This is a genomic window from Paraburkholderia sp. WC7.3g, from assembly GCF_050436345.1.
Lineage (GTDB): Bacteria > Pseudomonadota > Gammaproteobacteria > Burkholderiales > Burkholderiaceae > Paraburkholderia > Paraburkholderia podalyriae.
Map to the genome: position 1 here is coordinate 3,866,887 of NZ_JBNDMA010000002.1, position 18,211 is coordinate 3,885,097.

Here is an 18,211-nt window from a genome sequence, read left to right on the forward strand (position 1 = left end):
ATTGATTTCTTCGGTTATCGCACGCTTTCATGCCAGCCCCGATTTATTTGAGCGCCGCCGAAGCGGCCGCAACCCTCGGCGTCAGCTTGCCGACGCTGTATGCGTACGTGAGCCGCGGCATGCTCAGCTCGTCGCCGGATGCGCAAGGCAGGCATCGGCTCTACCATGCCGCCGAGGTGCGCCGCCTCGCGCGGCGCAAGGCGGACGGCAAGCGCGCGGGCAAGGTCGCGCAGAAGGTGCTCGACTGGGGCGTGCCGGTGCTCGAATCGTCGATCACGCTGGTCGCAGACGGCCGCCTGATGTATCGCGGGCACGATGCGATCGAACTCGCGCGCAGTGCGTCAATCGAAGACGTCGCGGCGCTGCTGTGGGAATGCAGCGCGCGGCGCATCGCCGCTGCGCCCGCCGTCCCGCTCGCTCCCGCGCAATGGGCCGCGTGGCTGAAGCTATGGCGTGACAGCACCCCGCTCGATCGCGCGCTCGTGCTGTTGCCGGCCGCCGCCGCGCAGATGCCGCGTGTGTGGGCGCTCGGCCGCGATGCGCAGCTCGACACCGCGTGCGCCGTGATGCGGCTGCTTGCCGCCGCCATGCTGCCGGCGGCGCCGTCGAACGAACCGTTGCATCGGCAGATCGCGACGGCCTGGCGGGTGCGCAGCCGGCCGCAAAGCGGGCTGCTGCGCGCGGCGCTGGTCGCGTGCGCCGATCACGAGCTGAACGCGTCGACGTTCACGGTCCGCTGCATCACATCGACGGGCACGCATCTGTTCGGCGCGGTCGCGGGCGGGCTTGCGGCGCTCTGCGGGCCGCGTCACGGCGGCGAAACCATCCGGATCGCCGCGCTGCTCGATGATGCATCGCGCTCGCCGGAGCTGGACCGCTATCTGGCGAACCGCCTCGCGCGCCACGAGCACGGCGCGCAAGGTCCGGCGCTGTCAGGCTTCGGTCATCCGCTTTATCCCGACGGCGATCCGCGCGCGCGGCTGTTGCTGACGATGCTCGCCGACTGCGCGCCGGCCCGCTCACCGCTCGACGAGGTGCTGCAGCTCGCGCGAGCGGTGCGCGACACGACGGGCGCGGAGCCGACCGTGGATTTCGCGCTTGCGGCAATCGAGCGCGTGCTCGGCTTGCCGACCGGCGCCGCGTTCACGCTGTTCGCGCTCGGGCGGGTGGTCGGCTGGATCGCGCATGCGATGGAGCAGACGCGCGATGGCCGGTTGATCCGGCCGCGCGCGCGGTATATCGGGGAGTACGAGGCGGGAGGGGCTGCGTAGGGGCTCGACGGAGCCGCGTCAGCGCTGCAGAGCGGCGGCTCGCCGTTCGCCGTGCGTCAGACCGCGCCTGGCCGACGCGCCAGCCACCCCGGCATCGGCCAGCCGAATAGCAGCGTCGGCAAGTTGCGTTCCGAGCCGCTCGCCAGCGCGAAACGCGCGCCAGCCTGCCCCGCGCTGACCCATGCAACAGACCCACGCGCCAACTCGATTGACTCTCCCGCCGCCAGCCAGTGATCCTCATGGTGGCCCTCGACGGTCAGCCAGACATTGCCGCTGACCACCTTGAAAATCGCCGGACGCGCGATCCGCCAGGCTGTAACGGGCTCGCCATGTTCCAGTTCGAAAACTCGCATTTCTCGCATCGCCGTTCTCCTCGAAGAGCTTCTGTTGTACCGATTATTGACGTGCGATGATCGGATACCCATGCACAGTTCCGAACAGTTTCGTCGGAACTGTTCAGTCAAAAAACCGAACAGTTGGCATGGCCAGCGCGACGCAAGTTCAAACATTCGCGTTAGGCGGCCGGCGCAGGAAGGCAAGCGTATGAAACTCGAAATCGAGCTCGATAGGGACAACGGCGTGCCGCTGACCGAGCAGATCGTCGCGGGCGTCTCGGCGTGGATCCGCTCGCGCAATGCGCATCCTGGCTCGAAGCTGCCGTCGATCCGCCAGTTCGCCACAGACTTCGGCGTAAGCCGCTTTCCGGTGATCGAGGCGTACGACCGGCTGGTGTCGCTCGGCTATGTCGACTCGCGCCACGGCTCGGGCTTCTACGTCGCCGATCGTCAGCCGACAGACGTGCGCTGCCAAGGCACATCGGACCCGCGCCGCGCCGATGTCGAGTCGGACCACTTGATGCAGCAATTCAGCTATCCGGGGGAGACGCTGAACCTCAGCTCAGGCTTCATTCCCGAAAGCTGGCGCGACATCGATGGCATCGCACAGGCGATCCGCCACGTGTCGCGAACCGATCCGGCGAGCATGGTCGAGTACGCGACGCCGCTTGGCAACCCAGTCTTGCGGGAGCAGTTGCGCGGCCGCATCGGCCAGTTGGGCATCCAGGCAGACGCGTCGCAGATTCTGATCACCAACGGCGCGAGCCAGGCGTTCGATCTGCTGCTGCGCTACATGCTCAAGCCAGGCGACACGATCTTTGTCGAGGACCCGGGTTACTACAACCTGTACGGGCTGCTGCGACTGCACGGCATGAAGCTGATCGGCATTCCACGCACCGGCAATGGTCCTGACCTCGACGCGATGCAGACGCAACTGAAGCTGCACCGGCCCAGATTGCTGCTCATCAACACCGTATTTCACAATCCGACCGGCACCACGGTCGCACCGCAGGTCGCGTTCCGTTTGTTGCAAATGGCGCGTGAGCATGGCTTCCAGATTATCGAGGACGATATCTACGCGGATTTTCAGACCGAGATCACCGATCGCCTCGCCACCCTCGACCAACTCGAACAAGTGATCTACATCGGCGGATTGTCGAAGACGCTGTCGTCGTCGTTACGGATCGGCTGCGTGGTAGCGAATCACGCGATCATCAAGGATCTGGTCGACATCAAGATGCTGACGAGCATCGGCTGCTCGCGTTTTGCCGAAGCGGTGGCGGTGTCGATGCTGGAGCGCGGCGCATATCGCAAATATCTGGAACGACTGCGCCGGCAGATGCGCGGCGCGCTCGGCTCGACCGTCCAAACCCTCGAAGATGCCGGCTGGGAGATTTTCGAAGAGCCAGCAGGCGGCAAGTTCGTGTGGGCGCGCGTGCCTCATGTCGCTGACGCTGAGCGGTTGGTTGAATGCGCCGTGCCGCTCGGTGTGACGGTGCTGCCTGGGCAACACTTCAGGCCGAATCGGGAGGCGAGCCCGTGGATCAGGATTCACGTAGCCTTTGCTAACGAGCCGCGGGCGCAGGCGTTTTTTCATGCGGCGGCGCAGTTGCCGCCTGATGCGTGAACACGGCGCGGAGCTTGGCCGTGACGCAGCACTTGCAGGTACGCAACACGCCGCCGCGCGCTGCGCCGGGCTGCGCTTTTCCCTAGAATAGCGAGTCCCCGCCCGACAGGGCGCGCCCAGCCGCTTTTCATGTCCACGCCGCCGACTCCGCCCGCCCTCGCTCCCGACATTCCCTCGAGCCCTTCGCCCCGCTCGCTGACCGTGATGCTGTGGCTGGTCGCCACCGGCTTCTTCATGCAGACGCTCGATTCGACGATCGTCAACACCGCGCTCCCGGCGATGGCAACAAGCCTCGGCGAGCTGCCGCTGCGCATGCAATCGGTGGTGATCGCCTATTCGCTGACGATGGCGGTGATGATCCCCGTGTCCGGCTGGCTCGCCGACAAACTCGGCACGCGGCGGGTGTTCTTCAGTGCGATCCTCGTGTTCGCGGTGGGCTCGTTGCTGTGTGCGAACGCGCATACGTTGAATCAACTGGTGCTGTTCCGCATTCTGCAAGGCGTGGGCGGTGCGATGTTGCTGCCGGTCGGGCGGCTCGCGGTGCTGCGTACCTTTCCGGCGGAGCGCTATCTGCCGGCGTTGTCGTTCGTGGCGATTCCGGGTCTGATCGGACCGTTGATTGGACCGACGCTCGGCGGCTGGCTCGTCAAGATCGCGTCGTGGCACTGGATCTTTCTGATCAACGTGCCGGTAGGCATCGTGGGCTGCATTGCGACGTTTATCTTCATGCCGGACAGCCGCAACGAACACACGGGCAAATTCGACCTTGGCGGCTACCTGCTGCTGGTGGTCGGCATGGTGGCGATTTCGTTCGCGCTCGACGGCCGCACCGAGTTCGGCATTCAACATGCGACGGTGCTGGTGCTGCTGATTCTGAGCCTGGCGTGCTTCGTTGCCTATGGTCTGCACGCGGTGCGCGAGCCCGCGCCGATCTTCCCGCTCGATCTGTTCAAGATCCACACGTTTAGCGTCGGTCTGCTCGGCAATCTGTTTGCGCGGATCGGCAGCGGCTCGATGCCCTACCTGATACCCCTGCTGTTGCAGGTGAGCCTCGGCTACAGCGCATTCGAAGCCGGCCTGATGATGCTGCCGGTAGCGGCCGCGGGAATGGCGACGAAGCGTCTCGTGACGACGCTGATTCTGAAGTACAGCTACCGACGCGTGCTGATGGCGAACACGATTCTCGTCGGCCTGATGATGGCGAGTTTTGCGCTCACGAGCACGAATCAGCCGCTGTGGCTGCGACTCGTGCAACTGGCGATCTTCGGCGGCGTGAACTCGATGCAGTTCACCGCGATGAACACGTTGACGTTGAAGGACCTCGGCACTGGCGGCGCGAGCAGCGGCAACAGCCTGTTTTCGCTCGTGCAGATGCTCTCGATGAGTCTTGGCGTGACCGTGGCCGGCGCGTTGCTGACGACCTTTACCGGCATCATGCAACGCGTGACCGGAGCCAATTCGCTGCCCGCGTTTCATGCGACGTTCCTGTGTGTCGGCGTCGTTACCGCCTGCTCGTCATGGATCTTTGCGCAGTTGTCGCCGGACATCCGCACGCCCGCGAAAAAGACCGATCCTTCGGAGCGAACCTGAAGGCCGCACGAACCAGGGCGACGCATCCTCGCGCACTCGCGAACAGACATCTGGATATGGCTTTGAGCGCGCCGCGCGCAGTGCACTTGAACAGCGCCGCCGACCGGCAACAGGGCGCGCCCCGCACCAGCGAAGTGCGTGTCGCCGTCTTCGTCCCGCGGCGCGCGCGCAATGGTTTCCTCGAGGCATTGCCAGTGGAGGCTCAAGCTGTGTTCGTACATGCGCATAATTCTTGCTCACCTATCCTGTAAACTCTTGGTCTGCGCGTGCGAACTCCTGCAGAGCCCGACAAGCGCCGCCATTTCCACACGACTGACATGATGAGCATGATCGAACTCGATCCTCCCGGCTTCCAGCCCCCACGCCCGATGACCGGCGATGAAGGCTCCCGGCGTACCGTTCTGTACGGCGGCTACACCATTTTCAGCGTGTTTCAGCCGGTCTTCTCGGTATCGCACCGACGAGCAATCGGGTATCACGCGTCGCTGCGGGTCCATGACGAGCATGAGACGCAAGTGCCCTCGCATGAAGTCTTTACGCAGGCCGCGCGACGCGGCGACCTGCTGGAACTCGGACGGCTGGCCGAATCGCTGCACCTCGGCAATTTCAACGCGTTCGACAGCCACGACGAATGGCTCTTCCTCAGCCTGCATCCGGCCGCACTGATGGACACCAGCTACGGTGACGCGCTGCTTGCCAGCCTGAAGACGCTTGGCCTGCCGCCGCAACGCGTGGTGCTCGAAGTATCCGAACAGGCCGGCGGCGAGACCACGCGCTTCGCCGAAATCGTCGATTCGCTGCGCAAGTCAGGTTTCCTGATCGCGCTCGACGGCTTTGGCGCCAAGCATTCGAACATCGACCGCGTGTGGAATCTGCGGCCGGACATCGTCACTCTGGACCGCTGCATCCTCGCGCAAGCGAGTGAACACTCGCACATCGAGCGCGTTCTGCCGGGCCTCGTCTCTCTGCTGCACGAGTCCGGGCAACTGGTGCTGATGGGCGGGCTGAGCACGGAACGCGATGCGCTGATCGCGCTCGAATGCAATGTCGACTTTGTCCAGGGCGCCTTTTTCGCGGGCCCGAGCGTCGACCCCGTCAAGCCGCAAGTCGCAGCGCGCCTGATGGATTCGCTCTCCGCCTCGCTGCGCGAACGCGTTGCCGCTCGAGAGAAAGCACAGTCCGCGCGGCTCGCACCCTATGTTGCCGCGCTCGAGGCAGCCGCCGCGCATTTGATTGCCGGGGAATCAATCACACAGGCGAGCGCAGCCCTGCTCGCGCTGGGAGAAACGGCGCGCTGCTTTGTCCTGGACGGTTCGGGCCGGCAGATCGGCGACAACGTGCTGCCGCCGGGCCGCACCTCGCAACGCGCAAAGCGCTTCAGCCCCCTGCTGCATTCCGAAGGCGCGAGTTGGGAGCGCCGCCCGTACTTCATTCAGGCGATGCGTCAACCGGGGCGCGTAAATTTGACGCCGCCGTATCTGTCGATCAACGAAGCCCATCTGTGCGTCACTGCGTCGATTGCCGCGCACACGCCGCATGGTACGCAGGTGCTATGCGTCGACATCAACTGGGAAGTCGCGGCTCACCGTAACTGATGCCCTCGGATGGTCCTTGATCCGGACAAGCAGTTCCTTGACCGCATCACGGCCCAACATCTGGTTAGCCGCCTGCAAATGCGTGGCGCTGGTGAGGATGCGCAGGGAGACGATTCTCGCCGAAAGTTCTGTTGTGCCATCCGTCACCACGTCGATTAACCCGACGATGTCGCCGTCGCAGAACAACGCGATACACACAGCACCCGCCATCGACACCACCTCGGCATGGCTCGCCTGTTGTGCGAGCGATGTGATCGCGGCCATCCACTTCGGAACTGAAACCGATTCGCAGGCGCGCTGTGCTTCGGTGTTGGGTGTTGGACCGTGTGCATGCAGCGCCGGCTTGACCGCGGGGAACTGCGTGGGCGGAACGTACAAAGGTAGGTCGCTGATCAGTTGCGGCGCGTCGGTGAAAAGCTGCAGCAGGCCCACCCGGTCTTGGGCTTCGAGCGCCGCGCGCAAACGCTCGACGATTCGCCCATGCACCGCTGGATCTGGCCGCTCCAACGGCGCGCCGGCACGTTTCAGACGCTCCTTGGCGCGGTGAACCATTTGCCGGCAAGCGGCCGGTTTGCGCTCGAGAATCGACGCAATTTCCGCATAATCGCACTCGAACGCTTCATGCAGGACGAACGCCGCACGTTCGTCTGGCTTCAAATGTTCGAGCAGCAGCATCACGCCATATGACATATCCGCCGCGCGCAATGCCAACTCCTCCGCAGATGGCGCGACCTCGTCGAGCCACGGCTCCGGCAGCCAGCCGCTAGCCTGCGACGCTCGCTCGCGCTGCGCGTGCCGCAGACGGTCGATCGCCGTGCGCGTGGTTAGCGTGGTCAGCCACGCGACCGGTGTTTGCACCGCCTGCGTATCGGCCAGATGCCATTTGAGCCAGACGTCCTGCACCACGTCTTCGGCTTCCGCGCGACTGCCGAGCATCCGGTATGCGAGCGCCAGCAGACGGGCGCGCGCGGCCTCGAAACTGGATGCCTTGTCGATTCCCTGCTCCGTCATGCGTAGACCTCCCGATGGTGCATAGTGAAAAAGCAGTTGCGTACCGGCAGCATGATTCAGGTACTCGCCATGTCCGGTATTCCTGAGCTTGACGCATGGGCAGCTGGTGATGTGACAGCGCGGCGCAAAAAATTTGCTGTCACAACGACGGCCGCTGCTTCGTCAAATGAGCAATAACCGGCGCACGTCCATTCTGAACGAGGAATCCATGCCTTCCAGTTACCCCTCTGTCTCAAGCCTGGGCCTTGTGCCCACGGTGATCGAACAATCCGGCCGGGGCGAGCGCGCCTATGACATCTACTCCCGCCTCCTGCGCGAGCGCATCGTCTTCCTTGTCGGGCCCGTGAACGAGCAGTCAGCCAGTCTGATCGTCGCGCAACTGCTGTTTCTCGAATCGGAGAACCCCGACAAGGATATTTCTTTATACATCAACTCGCCCGGCGGCTCGGTATATGACGGCCTTGCAATTTATGACACCATGCAGTTCATCAAGCCAGAGGTCTCGACCTTGTGCACGGGGTTTGCCGCGAGCATGGGCACCTTCCTGCTCACCGCGGGTCAACGTGGCAAACGGTATGCGCTGCCCAATGCGCGCATCATGATTCACCAGCCGTCCGGCGGCGGTCAGGGCACCGCGGCGGACATCGAGATCCAGGCGAAGGAGGTGCTGTATGTGCGAGCGCGTCTCAATGCGATGATGGCTGAGCGCACCGGACGCAGCATCGAAGAGATCGCGCGCGACACCGACCGCGACAACTTCATGTCGGCGCTCGAAGCGAGGGAATACGGATTGATCGATGACGTGCTGGAAGCCCGCGCGACGTGGAATAACGCAGGTCGTCGCGACACCATGTAACGGGACTGACATGGAGCCGCTTGCCGGACCGCCGGTTGGGCTGCCGGTCGGACTGCTTGCTGCAAATCTCCACCTGCCGACCGGTGCGAGCGCGCCACAAAAGCTGCTCACCTTCGCTGGAATCGCTATCATGTCGCGATTCGTCGCGTTCGACGATCGCTTCAATGGAGATACACATGGCGTCATCCAACGAAAACGTCAGCATGGCGCTTTTTTGCGACTTCGAAAATGTCGCGCTCGGCGTGCGCGACGCGAAGTACGACAAGTTCGACATCAAGTTGGTGCTCGAACGCCTGCTGCTAAAGGGCAGCATCGTCGTCAAGAAAGCATATTGCGACTGGGATCGCTACAAGAGTTTCAAAGGGGCAATGCACGAGGCTAATTTCGAGCTGATCGAAATTCCGCACGTGCGCCAATCGGGCAAAAATTCCGCCGACATCCGGCTCGTCGTCGATGCGCTCGATCTCTGTTACACGAAGTCGCACGTCAATACATTCGTCATTATCAGTGGTGATTCGGATTTCTCGCCGCTCGTATCGAAGCTGCGCGAAAACGCCAAACAGGTAATTGGCGTCGGTGTGCAACAGTCCACGTCGGATCTGCTGATTGCGAATTGCGACGAATTCTTCTTTTATGACGACCTCGTCCGCGAAAGTCAGCGCGCAGTCGCGAGGCGCGAATCGTCGCGCCAGCAGCAAAGCGCCCAGCAGGCCGCCAAACGTACGCCTGATGAAGAGAAGACCCCGCCCAAAGAGGATCTCGAGAAGCGCCGCAGCAAGGCCGTTGAAATTGCGGTGCAGACGTTCGACGCGCTCGCTTCCGAACGTGGCGACAGCGGCAAGATCTGGGCGTCGGTGCTGAAGAACGCGATCAAACGGCGCAAACCGGATTTCAACGAGACGTACTACGGTTTTCGCGCTTTCGGCAATCTGCTGGAAGAAGCGCAAGCGCGCGGGCTGCTCGAATTCGGCCGCGACGAGAAGTCAGGCGCGTACGTTTATCGAAGCGCAACTATGAACGTCGCGAGTGAAACTGCAAGCGAAACCGTCGGCGAATCCGTGACGGAGTCTGCTGAAACGGGGTCGGCTGGAGCGGTATCGGCTGAACAGTCAGCCGAACATTCGTATGAAGCGCAGGCCGCGCACGCGGCCGCTTCTGAGTCGGGTGGCAAGCACAAGTCGCGGCGCAAGGACCGCAACAATCGCAAGGCGAGCCGGAGTCAGCAGGAGGATGCGCATGGCAGGAGCAGTCGCCACGAAACGGCTGACGAAGAACCCGCGGCGACCACACCGACGCCCACCGAACACGCGGAACACGCCGAACAGATCCACCGGCAACAACCGCATGAACACGCGCGGCTCCCGCACGAATTCGCCACTGAACAGGTAGCAGAAGTAGATACAGCCGCTGAACAAGTCGTCTCCAGCCACGAAGCCGATCAGTCCATCGACGGCGACCAACCCGCGCAACGTCAAAGCGCCAAAAAGCGAACATCGCGCAAAACGGCCGCGAGGAAAGTGAAGAAAAGTGCGCCGCGTACGATCGATGAAGTACCTGAGATCGCAGCGCCGGCCGAGGCCCCTGCTCCGGCAGTCAGTTCGGAAGAAGCGCCTCAGGCCGCCAGCAAGACCGCCCGTAAAACGGCGTCTCGCAGCCGTCGTCCGCGCAAAGCGGCGTCAACGGACAACCCGACGTGAACGGCGACGCAGTTTGACGATCGTCGTTAGACGCTACCGGCCAGCCGACAATGCAAGATAAGCAAGTTCGGCCTGCCGCCGGTCAGTAAGCCGGATAAGGCGCATACATAACCGGCGGAGGCGGCGCGTAATAGGGACGGGGCGCGAGATACACCGGCTGCGTCGAATAGTAAGGCTGCGGCTGAGCGATCGTCTCGCCCTTCGAGGTCATACACTGGGCGTAGGCGGTGTCATAGCGGGCCTGCATGCTGGCGGCCGAGTACTGGGCGCCGTTCGCGCCGTTCGCGCCGCCGATCAGCAGGCCGCCGCCCGCGCCGATCGCTGCGCCCGCGCCGGCGTCGCCCGCCGCCGCACCGAGCAGCGCGCCAATCGCCGCACCGCCGAGCGTGCCGAGCGCCGCGCTGTTCACGCTATTCGTGGTGGCCGCCTGCGCCGCGCCGGACGGATTCGTCGATTGGTTCGCGTAATCGCGGCACGCGTAGTCGTTCTGCTGGAACTGGCTCAGAGGCTCGCCGCTATGCGGCATCGCGACCACGCTTGGGCCGCTCGGCGGCGCCACTGCGCAACCGCCCAACGCGAGTGCGGTGACGGCCGCGGGAATCGCCAGGTTGAGCGTTTTATTGCTGGAAATCATGGTAGTGCACTTCGGAGGATTGGAATTCAAACGTTAGGCTAATCGCAAAATTCCGTGGTTACGGCTTCGTTACAGAAAGTTTTTTGCGCGGCCGGCTTGCCTCGCGCCGGCTGTGCGTCGACGCAGTGACCGGCTACGTTATATCAGGGAATACTTGTAAATCAGCTACCAATCAACTGACAAGGCGCGCGGCCTACACTCGCGTCAAACGATCCCGCCGCGTCAGCTTGCGTCGCCTGCAGCGCGCCCGTGTTCGCGCAATCGACTCCGGCTGCGCCGAGCGTCGTAGTCCAGCACCGCAGGTAACGCACCTTCGCGTCCGCTCCACCGCAGTTACCAACGGTGACAAAACTTCTTTCACAAGCGCGCAGGAAGGGCACCCCCGTTGGTAAGCGAGCGCAGGCACCCATCCCTCGCCTTCCAATTGCCTCAAAAAAGAGAAAGCCCTCGCATTGGAGGGCTTTCATCTTTCGCTACTCTCTTCAATCGCGACTGCAGCCGGTCACGACATCCGTCGGCAAGCGGTAACCGGCAATTGTGCCGCGACAATAAAGTTTGGAACGTTCGGCAATAAAGTTTGGAAAAGCAAAAGCATCATGTTGTCGCAGACGGGCGGCAAATCGTCAGACTACTATACCAAATTTGGTATCGGAATCGCTTCACTCATATCCAGTTGCATACGACCTCGCGTTATTAGGGCATTGAGACTGGGTTGAAATCGCCATGAAAGCACATTTCTTGACTTTCTTGTTCGTCGACGCCGGCAGCAGTGGTTGGGTAACTACGCTCATCTCGAGCGCAAAAAAAGCGTTGGCGCGATCAAAAGGTTTTCGATCTATCGTTCGCCGCTCTAGCACCCTTGAACTGTGAACCTTGTCAAGTTCTGCGCCTCATCGTCGCTAGTCGACCCACTACGGACATAGAGCCCGGCGTCACCTGTACGGCCGCTTTCAGCGTACAACAGTCATCCCTTTATCTGCAGCGGCCGGCGAGTCCTCGGCCATACCTGCCATTCGCGCTCTCCCGGAAGCAGCTTTTTGGAATGACCGCTCCCGAGCAAAGCGACTCGGCGCTATCGACCCCGTTGCCTCCTCTCGTGTTCCGCGTAAGCGGTCGTTCGCGAAGTTCGCACAGCGGCCAAGAGCTGCCGACCGGTAAGCGCACGGGCAACCCCCGTCTTGAGTTGGCATTGAAGGTCTTGGGAGTACCCGGGAACAGGTGTTGGATATCCGCCCCTTCCGGAAACCAGGTAAGTTGACGTCGCAAAACGGCCCAGCCCCACGAGCGCATTCCATGATCAGCTATCTATTGACTTCGAGCCGCCCGATTTCCTGAAGGGCCACGCTGGTCACCATGGTCATGGCGGCTTTCTGGATTTTGACGCCCTCTGGGTTAGCGACGAGAGTGGCGATCCGTTGAATTGCAACGCCGAGCAAAATGTCTAACTCGGGCCCCCACGGGGAAATGTGAACGAGATGTCCACCGACGATCTCGTCCCCGCCGCCGTCCTGGATGATGCCGAACAGGATCTGCGCGACCTGCCCATAAATGCCGGACGGCACCTCCACCTGCGGATGAGGCGGCACGATATCCATCCAGAGTTCCTGAATGCCCGTCCGGGTGTCTGTCCAGAGCGGATAGAACCCATTGGTGCTCGCGTCGAGGCCAAAGTATTCGCCGATGAACGACGCGATTGGATCCACGAGCGAGACGGGTGCGTCGATGGTCGGGTCCCAGGGACGGTCAGTCACGGTAAAGCGATTGAACGACACCCCGCCGTCAAACGATTGGGCCATGATCACGTCAATAAGATAGGTACTCGCCTTTGGCCCGAACTCATAAAAGGCGCATCCGATGACGCCCTTCGGATTAGCAATGATCTGCGGGTGGAAGTGTTGCTGGTTCGCGGCGAGCGCACCGGTAAGGAGTGGCCGTCCGGAGGGAGGGGTGTCCCAGCCGGCGCCACCATTCGTGGACAGCGCGTAGTAGATGCGGGAGACACCTTCGCGGTAATCGGCCCACGCGACGAGCACGGTCTGTCCCGACACACAGGCCGTAGGCAGGGTAAATACCCGAAAGGTCCCTCCGGGCAGGACCGGCCAGCCATGAGGTTTCCAGGGCGGTAGCGATGACTCGAGTGTCGTGATGCCAGTGGCCGGCGACGCTACCGGATGGAAACTATTGCCACCGTCCGAGGACACCATCATCTTGATTTCACTTCCTGCGGTCCAGGCGATGTAGATGGTTCCGTCGGCAGCTACGTTGATCTCAGGCGAGAAGGGGGTGTCACTGGCGAGGATACTGCCTGCTGGATCAGTTCCGATCCCAATCCAGGTGATTCCATGATCCAGCGTGCGCGCGAAGCGCAGGCTCACGCCATCGTCCCAGGCAGCGTAGACGCGGCCGTGAAAAGCGCTACTTCCGGCATCGCCGGCAACCCATGGCTTTTCGTCCTCGGCGCTCGCATGGATGAGGCTCGGCGCGCTCCAGGTTTGTCCCCCGTCGAAAGACCTGTAGACGGCGATCCCCACGTAGTCAATCGCGGGCGGATTCCTTATCGCGGCGCACACGAGGAAGATGTTGCCGCTATCGTCCCACGCAAGCGCCGGGTCGGAAACGCCAGTCCAGTCGGGCGTTGCCAGATTCGCGGAATCGTGCCATGTGATGCCGGCGTCGGTGGAATAGACCGTCGCCGAGGTGAAATCATAGGCGGCGATGTCTTTGCACTTCCTCGACGCCGCAACCAACTGCAGCGGATTGTTGGGGTTGATGGCGAGACTGCTTTCGCTTCTCGCGTCGTTCGGACTTGCACCGCGAGTCACCTGGATGTTGGCCATCTCCGTCGCTCCCTATCCTTTTCGTGCGCGCCTGCGCACGGATCCGCACTGCTCGCGCCTGCGCAAACGGGCCGACTCGATCGCGCCCGTCAGATCTGAAGCGCACCGCCACCGACGCAACGCGATCCACCGCCGTCGATACGGTGGATCGCGCACGCCGCTCACGCTGACGCACAGCTGCGCACGTCTATCCGAGGTAGTCTTGCATCGCGCGAAAATGCGGACGCAGACCCGCAGCCGTCGCCACGATATAAGTCAGCACGTTGGTGAACTCTCGCACCGCGCGCTGGTCGCCTATCCTTTGCCTTCAAGACGCTTTACTTCCTGTTGAGCTACGTGCGCCACCATGGCCATGGCTGCTCTCTGAATGCCGATACCCCCGGGGCTGGCGACAAGCGTGGCGATCCGCTGGATCGCGACACCCAGCAGAATATCCAGTTCGGGTCCCCAGGGCGGAATATGTACGATATGCCCGCCCACGATCTCGTCGCCACCGCCGTCCTGAATGATGCCGTCCAAAATCTGGGCGACTTGCCCATACAGGCCGGGCGGAATCTTGAGCAGTGCACGGGCCCGCACGATGTCGGTCCAGAGTTCCTGGATACCAGTCCGCGTGTCCGTCCAGAGCGGATAGAATCCCCGCGTGCTGGCGTCCAGCCCGAAGTAGTCACCAATGAAGGTGACGTTGGAATCTCCATGGGACCACGGTGCGTCGATGGCCGGATCCCATGGCTGGTCCGTCACGGTGGCACGATCGAACGAGATCCCGCCATCAACCGACTGGGCGATCATGACATCGATGAGTGGCGTCGACGGCTTGGGGCCGAACTCGTAGAAGGCGCACCCGATCACGCCGTTGGGATCAATGACGATCTGCGGGTGAAAGTGCTGCAAACCCGAGGGTAGCGGTCCTGCCAGCAACGGCTTTCCCGAGAGACCGGTGGGCCAGCTGGCGCCACCGTCAGACGACACTGCGCAGTAGATACGGGACACGCCTTCGCGGAAGTCGGCCCATGCCACGGCGACCGTGCTCCCGAAGACGCTGGCCGATGGGATCGTCAGCACGCGAAAGTTTCCGCCCGGAAACACCGGCCACCCATGAGGGGCCGGCAATCCGGCATTGAGCGTCGTCACGCCCGCGGCCGGCGACACGGCGGGCGTAAAACTGTCGCCCCCGTCCGTCGACACGATCATCTTGATCTCGCTTCCCGCGATCCAGACGATATAGATGTCACCGTTGGCCGCGACTCTTATGTCCGGTGAAAACGAATCATTGACGAGCACCGTCCCCGCGGGTGTCGCGCCAGGTCCCGCACCGATCCAGGTTACACCATGGTCCGTGGTGCGTGCGAACCGCATGTCGGATCCGTCGTCCCAGACTGCATAGACGCGGCCGTGAAACGGACTCGACGGATTCGTGTCTCCTGCCGCCCACTGCTTGTCATCGCCAGCGCTGTTGTGGATCGGCAGCGGAGCGCTCCAGGTCTGTCCGCCATCCGATGACTGGTAGATCACGATCCCGACGGTGTCGAAGGTCGGCGGATTGTTGCCCGACAGACCGACCAGATAGACGTTTCCCACATCGTCCCAGGCAAGCGCAGGGTCGGTGAGCAGCGTAAAACCGGATAGCGTCAAGGCGGCCGAATCATGCCATGAGATGCCACCGTCCGTGGAGTATTCGGTGGCCAGAATGAAGTCGTAATTGTGAATGTCCCCGAACTTCTTGGACCCCGCTACGATCTGCTTCGGGTTATTGGCGTTGACTGCGATATTGCTTTCGCTTCTCGCGTTATTCACGCTCGTATCGTGCGTGACCTGGATATTCGACATGATGCCCCCTTATCGATTATTCGAAAGGTCGAGTGATCGCCCGGCGCGAAACCTTCATTCATGGGGTGGTCACGAAGACACGACCAGCAGAATGAACAAAGCCCCAGGCGGTAACAGCTGGCCGATGGAGCCCGACAGCCCAGCTCGGAAAAGGCGCCTCGCAAAATCACGTGTAAACAAAACCGTGCAGGCAGGACGATTTTGTAAAGTGCGTGCAGTAAAAGCTGGAGTCCGATGGTGCGCGGCGTCATCGCCCTTTTTTGCGCGTCGAAGAATCACGTTGTTTCCGTTCGTGGTTCGCGTCCTCATCGTGGCCGCGAACGAGCTCCAGGATGGCGCTGCCGGTGGTGACATGGCTGTCATTGCGCTGGAAGATCGTCAGCCTTGTCGGCGCGTCGAGATCGAATTCCTTCGGAAGCTTCAGCGACAGCTTCATGCGAAGCGTCTGCCCTGGCGCAACCGTAAAGCCGACTCCAGCCACTCGATGGGTCAGGTTCCAGTGCTTGCCAGAAAACTCGGCCCCGTGCATGTGATTCTCGGTCGGTAAAGGCTGTTTCTCCCCTTTCCTCGGGGGCAGGACGGCGAGCTTCATGGGAACATCGGCCAGCCTGTGGCCCTTGTGGACGATGACCTCGATGAGCGTCGCGTGACTGTACGGGCTGCCGATGATGAAGGGCAACTCGATCAGGCTGTCGGCGGCCGCGAAGACATGGGCGTATGACAGGTTGCGCTGACAGACGTTGTTGTCGCCCCAGAAGTAGCTGCCGTAATCGCACGTACCGGGGGCGACCGACACCGGCGCGCCATCGGTACCGCCTGCTGAGTCGTTATTGTTGCCGCGCGCCTCTGCCAGGAGGCATGGGTGCCAGGTGCCCTCTTGAGGAATCTGTGCGGCAGGCCAGCGAATGGGTCCGAAGATACGGGTGGCGCCCACCGCCAGATTCATCGACGCACTCTCGCCGAGGTACAGGTGTCTCTGCTGGACCGCCGCCGTCTGCCAGTCGCCCGGATACCAATCCTGCGGATAACGAAACTCCAGCCCGGGCAACGCATCAAGCGCGGGATAGTTGCCTACTGTCACGGCGAGCGTGACGTTCTCCGCGGGATTGGGTCCGAGGTTGGTGATCTTGCCGTAGATGAAATGATCAGTCACGCCGTCGCGCAGCAGATCCTGATCGACCCAGATGGCGTTGCCGTCCTGCTGGCGGCGTACGATCAGATCCGGCGCCTCCCAGTGGTTGCCGGGTGACGGTACCGTTCCTGTGTCGCTCGCGGAGTCGCGGATGTAGACGTTCGCGGGCCGGGCCGCGACGCGTGCCGTGAACATTTCCTGGGTTCCGGTGCGAGTGTCCATCCACAATGGGAAGAAGCCGAGCTGGCTCGCGGCCAGACCGAAGTAATCGCCAATGAAGGTTACGTTGGGATCTCCGTGGGCCCAGACAGCATCCACTGTAGGGTCCCATGGCATCTCGGTGACCGTGGCCCGATCCACGAAGGTCGCCGCGTTGTCGGCCGACGCTGTCAGGACAACGTCGATCAGCGGCGTCGTGCCTCCTCCCTTTGGCCCGAAGAGATAGAAAGCGCACCCGACGTCGCCCTGCAGCGTGCAGGCGAGCTGAGGCTGGAACTCGTGTTGATCCGGGGCAGAGACGGCGCCTGCGCTCATCAGCGGCATGCCGGAACCGCTGCCCGCCTGCCAGACGGCGCCACCCGTGGTAGAGCGCGCATAGTAGATGCGGGCGACCGCCTGTCGATAGTCGGGCCAGGTAACAACCAGGTCGGTCGCGTTGACGCCGACACAGACCGTCGAGACCGTCGGCGTCCGAAACGTGCCACCGGGCAGTTGCCCGGGCAAGGCCGTGATCCCGCTCGCGACCGTGGCCGGGTTCGAGAACGAATCCCCGCCATCAGTGGATTTGACGAACTGGAGGTCGGCACCGGCTATGAAGAAAATGTAGACGCTACTGTCTGCGGCCACGACCACCTGCGGCGCGAACGAGGCCGGAGCAAGTGACGTTCCGACCGGGTTCGCTCCGGTCCCGCGCCAACTGGTGCCGTAGTCGATCGTGCGCCCGAAGAGCATGCCACCCGGGCCGTCCCAGGCGGCGTAGATGCGGCCATGATAGGGGCTGCCGGGATTGGTATCGCCCGCGGCCGACTGCTTGTCATCGCCGAGCGCCGAATGAATGAGGTTCGGAGCGGACCAGGTCAAACCGCCGTCCGTAGACTTATAGACGGCGATCGCGATCGGATTGGCGCCTTGAAAAGGAAGGGCGACGAGATAGGCGCCGCCAACATCGTCGAAGGCGACCGTGGGATCCGAAACTCCGTCCCAGCCCGCGAGGAGCCCGAGCGGCGCAGCCTCCTGCCACGATCGACCCGCGTCAAATGTCGAATACGCGGCCAGCGAAAATGCATAGGTGTGCGGGTCGGTGAAGCGTTTGGACGATCCGACCATGTGGTACGGGTTCGTCGGATCGACTTGTATTGTCGATTCGCTTCGGTCATTGCTGGGGCTGGCATCGCAGGTGACGCGGATGTTGTATCTTGGTCCAAGAATGAGCGGGAGCATCGCTTCTCCTAGGTAACGCTATTGGCGGTAACCTCTCTATTTTCTTATCCACCTCGGGAAATAGTTTTGCATCCGTGGTCGACACTCGGAGACGGATTGGACTACGAATCCCCGTTGTTGTTAGATCTAAGACGAACTGACCCGGCTAGAATCGCAGTCGACCACCTCAAATTTTTCGATGACCCGGGCGACCCTGATAGGGGAGCGTTGGTCGGTAGGCATCACGCATGGTGCGGGCGTACTCGCGTACCATCTACAGCGTCTCGCGCCGACGCGCCCATTCCCTGTATCGGCGTGGTCGTCTGCTTACGAGAAAGTCCAATGGCTGAAACGATTCGATAGCGCCTGTTCGGAGT

General features: G+C 62.4%; 13 protein-coding genes. 7 read left to right on the forward strand and 6 right to left on the reverse strand.

Translation table 11 applies throughout. The features are described 5' to 3' along the window. Positions 1 to 29: 29 nt before the first annotated feature. Positions 30 to 1,271 (forward strand): citrate/2-methylcitrate synthase, encoded by a 1,242-nt coding sequence (locus OKW43_RS29415; protein WP_429451281.1) that lies wholly within the window; start codon positions 30 to 32, stop codon positions 1,269 to 1,271. 56 nt (positions 1,272 to 1,327) lie between these two features. Here OKW43_RS29415 and OKW43_RS29420 read toward each other — a convergent pair whose 3' ends face one another. Further along, positions 1,328 to 1,633: a DUF2917 domain-containing protein gene (locus tag OKW43_RS29420; protein ID WP_187638096.1), complete on the reverse strand. Its 306-nt coding sequence runs from the start codon at positions 1,631 to 1,633 to the stop codon at positions 1,328 to 1,330. Between the two features lie 181 nt (positions 1,634 to 1,814). Between OKW43_RS29420 and OKW43_RS29425 the strand changes: the two genes are divergently transcribed. The 3 genes from OKW43_RS29425 to OKW43_RS29435 all read left to right on the forward strand — a co-directional run bounded on the left by OKW43_RS29425 (position 1,815) and on the right by OKW43_RS29435 (position 6,418). After that, positions 1,815 to 3,233, forward strand: coding sequence for a PLP-dependent aminotransferase family protein (locus OKW43_RS29425; protein WP_187638095.1), 1,419 nt, complete (start codon positions 1,815 to 1,817; stop codon positions 3,231 to 3,233). Positions 3,234 to 3,362: 129 nt separating this feature from the next. Continuing rightward, entirely contained in the window at positions 3,363 to 4,823 is a 1,461-nt protein-coding gene (gene mdtD, locus OKW43_RS29430) for a multidrug transporter subunit MdtD (RefSeq protein ID WP_429451284.1), read from the forward strand. A gap of 320 nt (positions 4,824 to 5,143) precedes the next feature. After that, positions 5,144 to 6,418, forward strand: a complete 1,275-nt coding sequence (locus OKW43_RS29435; protein ID WP_187638093.1) for an EAL domain-containing protein — start codon at positions 5,144 to 5,146, stop codon at positions 6,416 to 6,418. Here OKW43_RS29435 and OKW43_RS29440 read toward each other — a convergent pair. Beyond that, positions 6,374 to 7,429 (reverse strand): sigma-70 family RNA polymerase sigma factor, encoded by a 1,056-nt coding sequence (locus OKW43_RS29440; RefSeq protein ID WP_187638092.1) that lies wholly within the window; start codon positions 7,427 to 7,429, stop codon positions 6,374 to 6,376. The two genes, OKW43_RS29435 and OKW43_RS29440, sit on opposite strands and share 45 nt — an antisense overlap. Before the next feature lie 24 nt (positions 7,430 to 7,453). Here OKW43_RS29440 and OKW43_RS29445 point away from each other — a divergent pair, with 24 nt between their 5' ends. The 3 genes from OKW43_RS29445 to OKW43_RS29455 all read left to right on the forward strand — a co-directional run bounded on the left by OKW43_RS29445 (position 7,454) and on the right by OKW43_RS29455 (position 9,982). Next, positions 7,454 to 7,606: a hypothetical protein gene (locus OKW43_RS29445; RefSeq protein WP_187638091.1), complete on the forward strand. Its 153-nt coding sequence runs from the start codon at positions 7,454 to 7,456 to the stop codon at positions 7,604 to 7,606. Positions 7,607 to 7,637: 31 nt separating this feature from the next. After that, entirely contained in the window at positions 7,638 to 8,285 is a 648-nt protein-coding gene (gene clpP / locus OKW43_RS29450; protein WP_429451814.1) for an ATP-dependent Clp endopeptidase proteolytic subunit ClpP, read from the forward strand. Between the two features lie 176 nt (positions 8,286 to 8,461). Next, a complete protein-coding gene (locus tag OKW43_RS29455) occupies positions 8,462 to 9,982 on the forward strand; it encodes an NYN domain-containing protein (RefSeq protein ID WP_187638090.1) in 1,521 nt (506 codons plus the stop codon). Positions 9,983 to 10,064: 82 nt separating this feature from the next. Here OKW43_RS29455 and OKW43_RS29460 read toward each other — a convergent pair whose 3' ends face one another. The 4 genes from OKW43_RS29460 to OKW43_RS29475 all read right to left on the reverse strand — a co-directional run bounded on the left by OKW43_RS29460 (position 10,065) and on the right by OKW43_RS29475 (position 17,855). Then, positions 10,065 to 10,616 (reverse strand): glycine zipper family protein, encoded by a 552-nt coding sequence (locus OKW43_RS29460; protein ID WP_187638089.1) that lies wholly within the window; start codon positions 10,614 to 10,616, stop codon positions 10,065 to 10,067. Positions 10,617 to 11,917: 1,301 nt separating this feature from the next. Beyond that, positions 11,918 to 13,453 carry a sialidase family protein gene (locus OKW43_RS29465; protein WP_429451288.1) on the reverse strand — a complete coding sequence of 512 codons (1,536 nt, stop codon included), beginning with the start codon at positions 13,451 to 13,453 and terminating at the stop codon, positions 11,918 to 11,920. A gap of 294 nt (positions 13,454 to 13,747) precedes the next feature. Further along, positions 13,748 to 15,283 carry a sialidase family protein gene (locus OKW43_RS29470; RefSeq protein WP_429450517.1) on the reverse strand — a complete coding sequence of 512 codons (1,536 nt, stop codon included), beginning with the start codon at positions 15,281 to 15,283 and terminating at the stop codon, positions 13,748 to 13,750. A gap of 247 nt (positions 15,284 to 15,530) precedes the next feature. Further along, a complete protein-coding gene (locus OKW43_RS29475; RefSeq protein WP_246530321.1) occupies positions 15,531 to 17,855 on the reverse strand; it encodes a sialidase family protein in 2,325 nt (774 codons plus the stop codon). Positions 17,856 to 18,211: the final 356 nt, after the last annotated feature.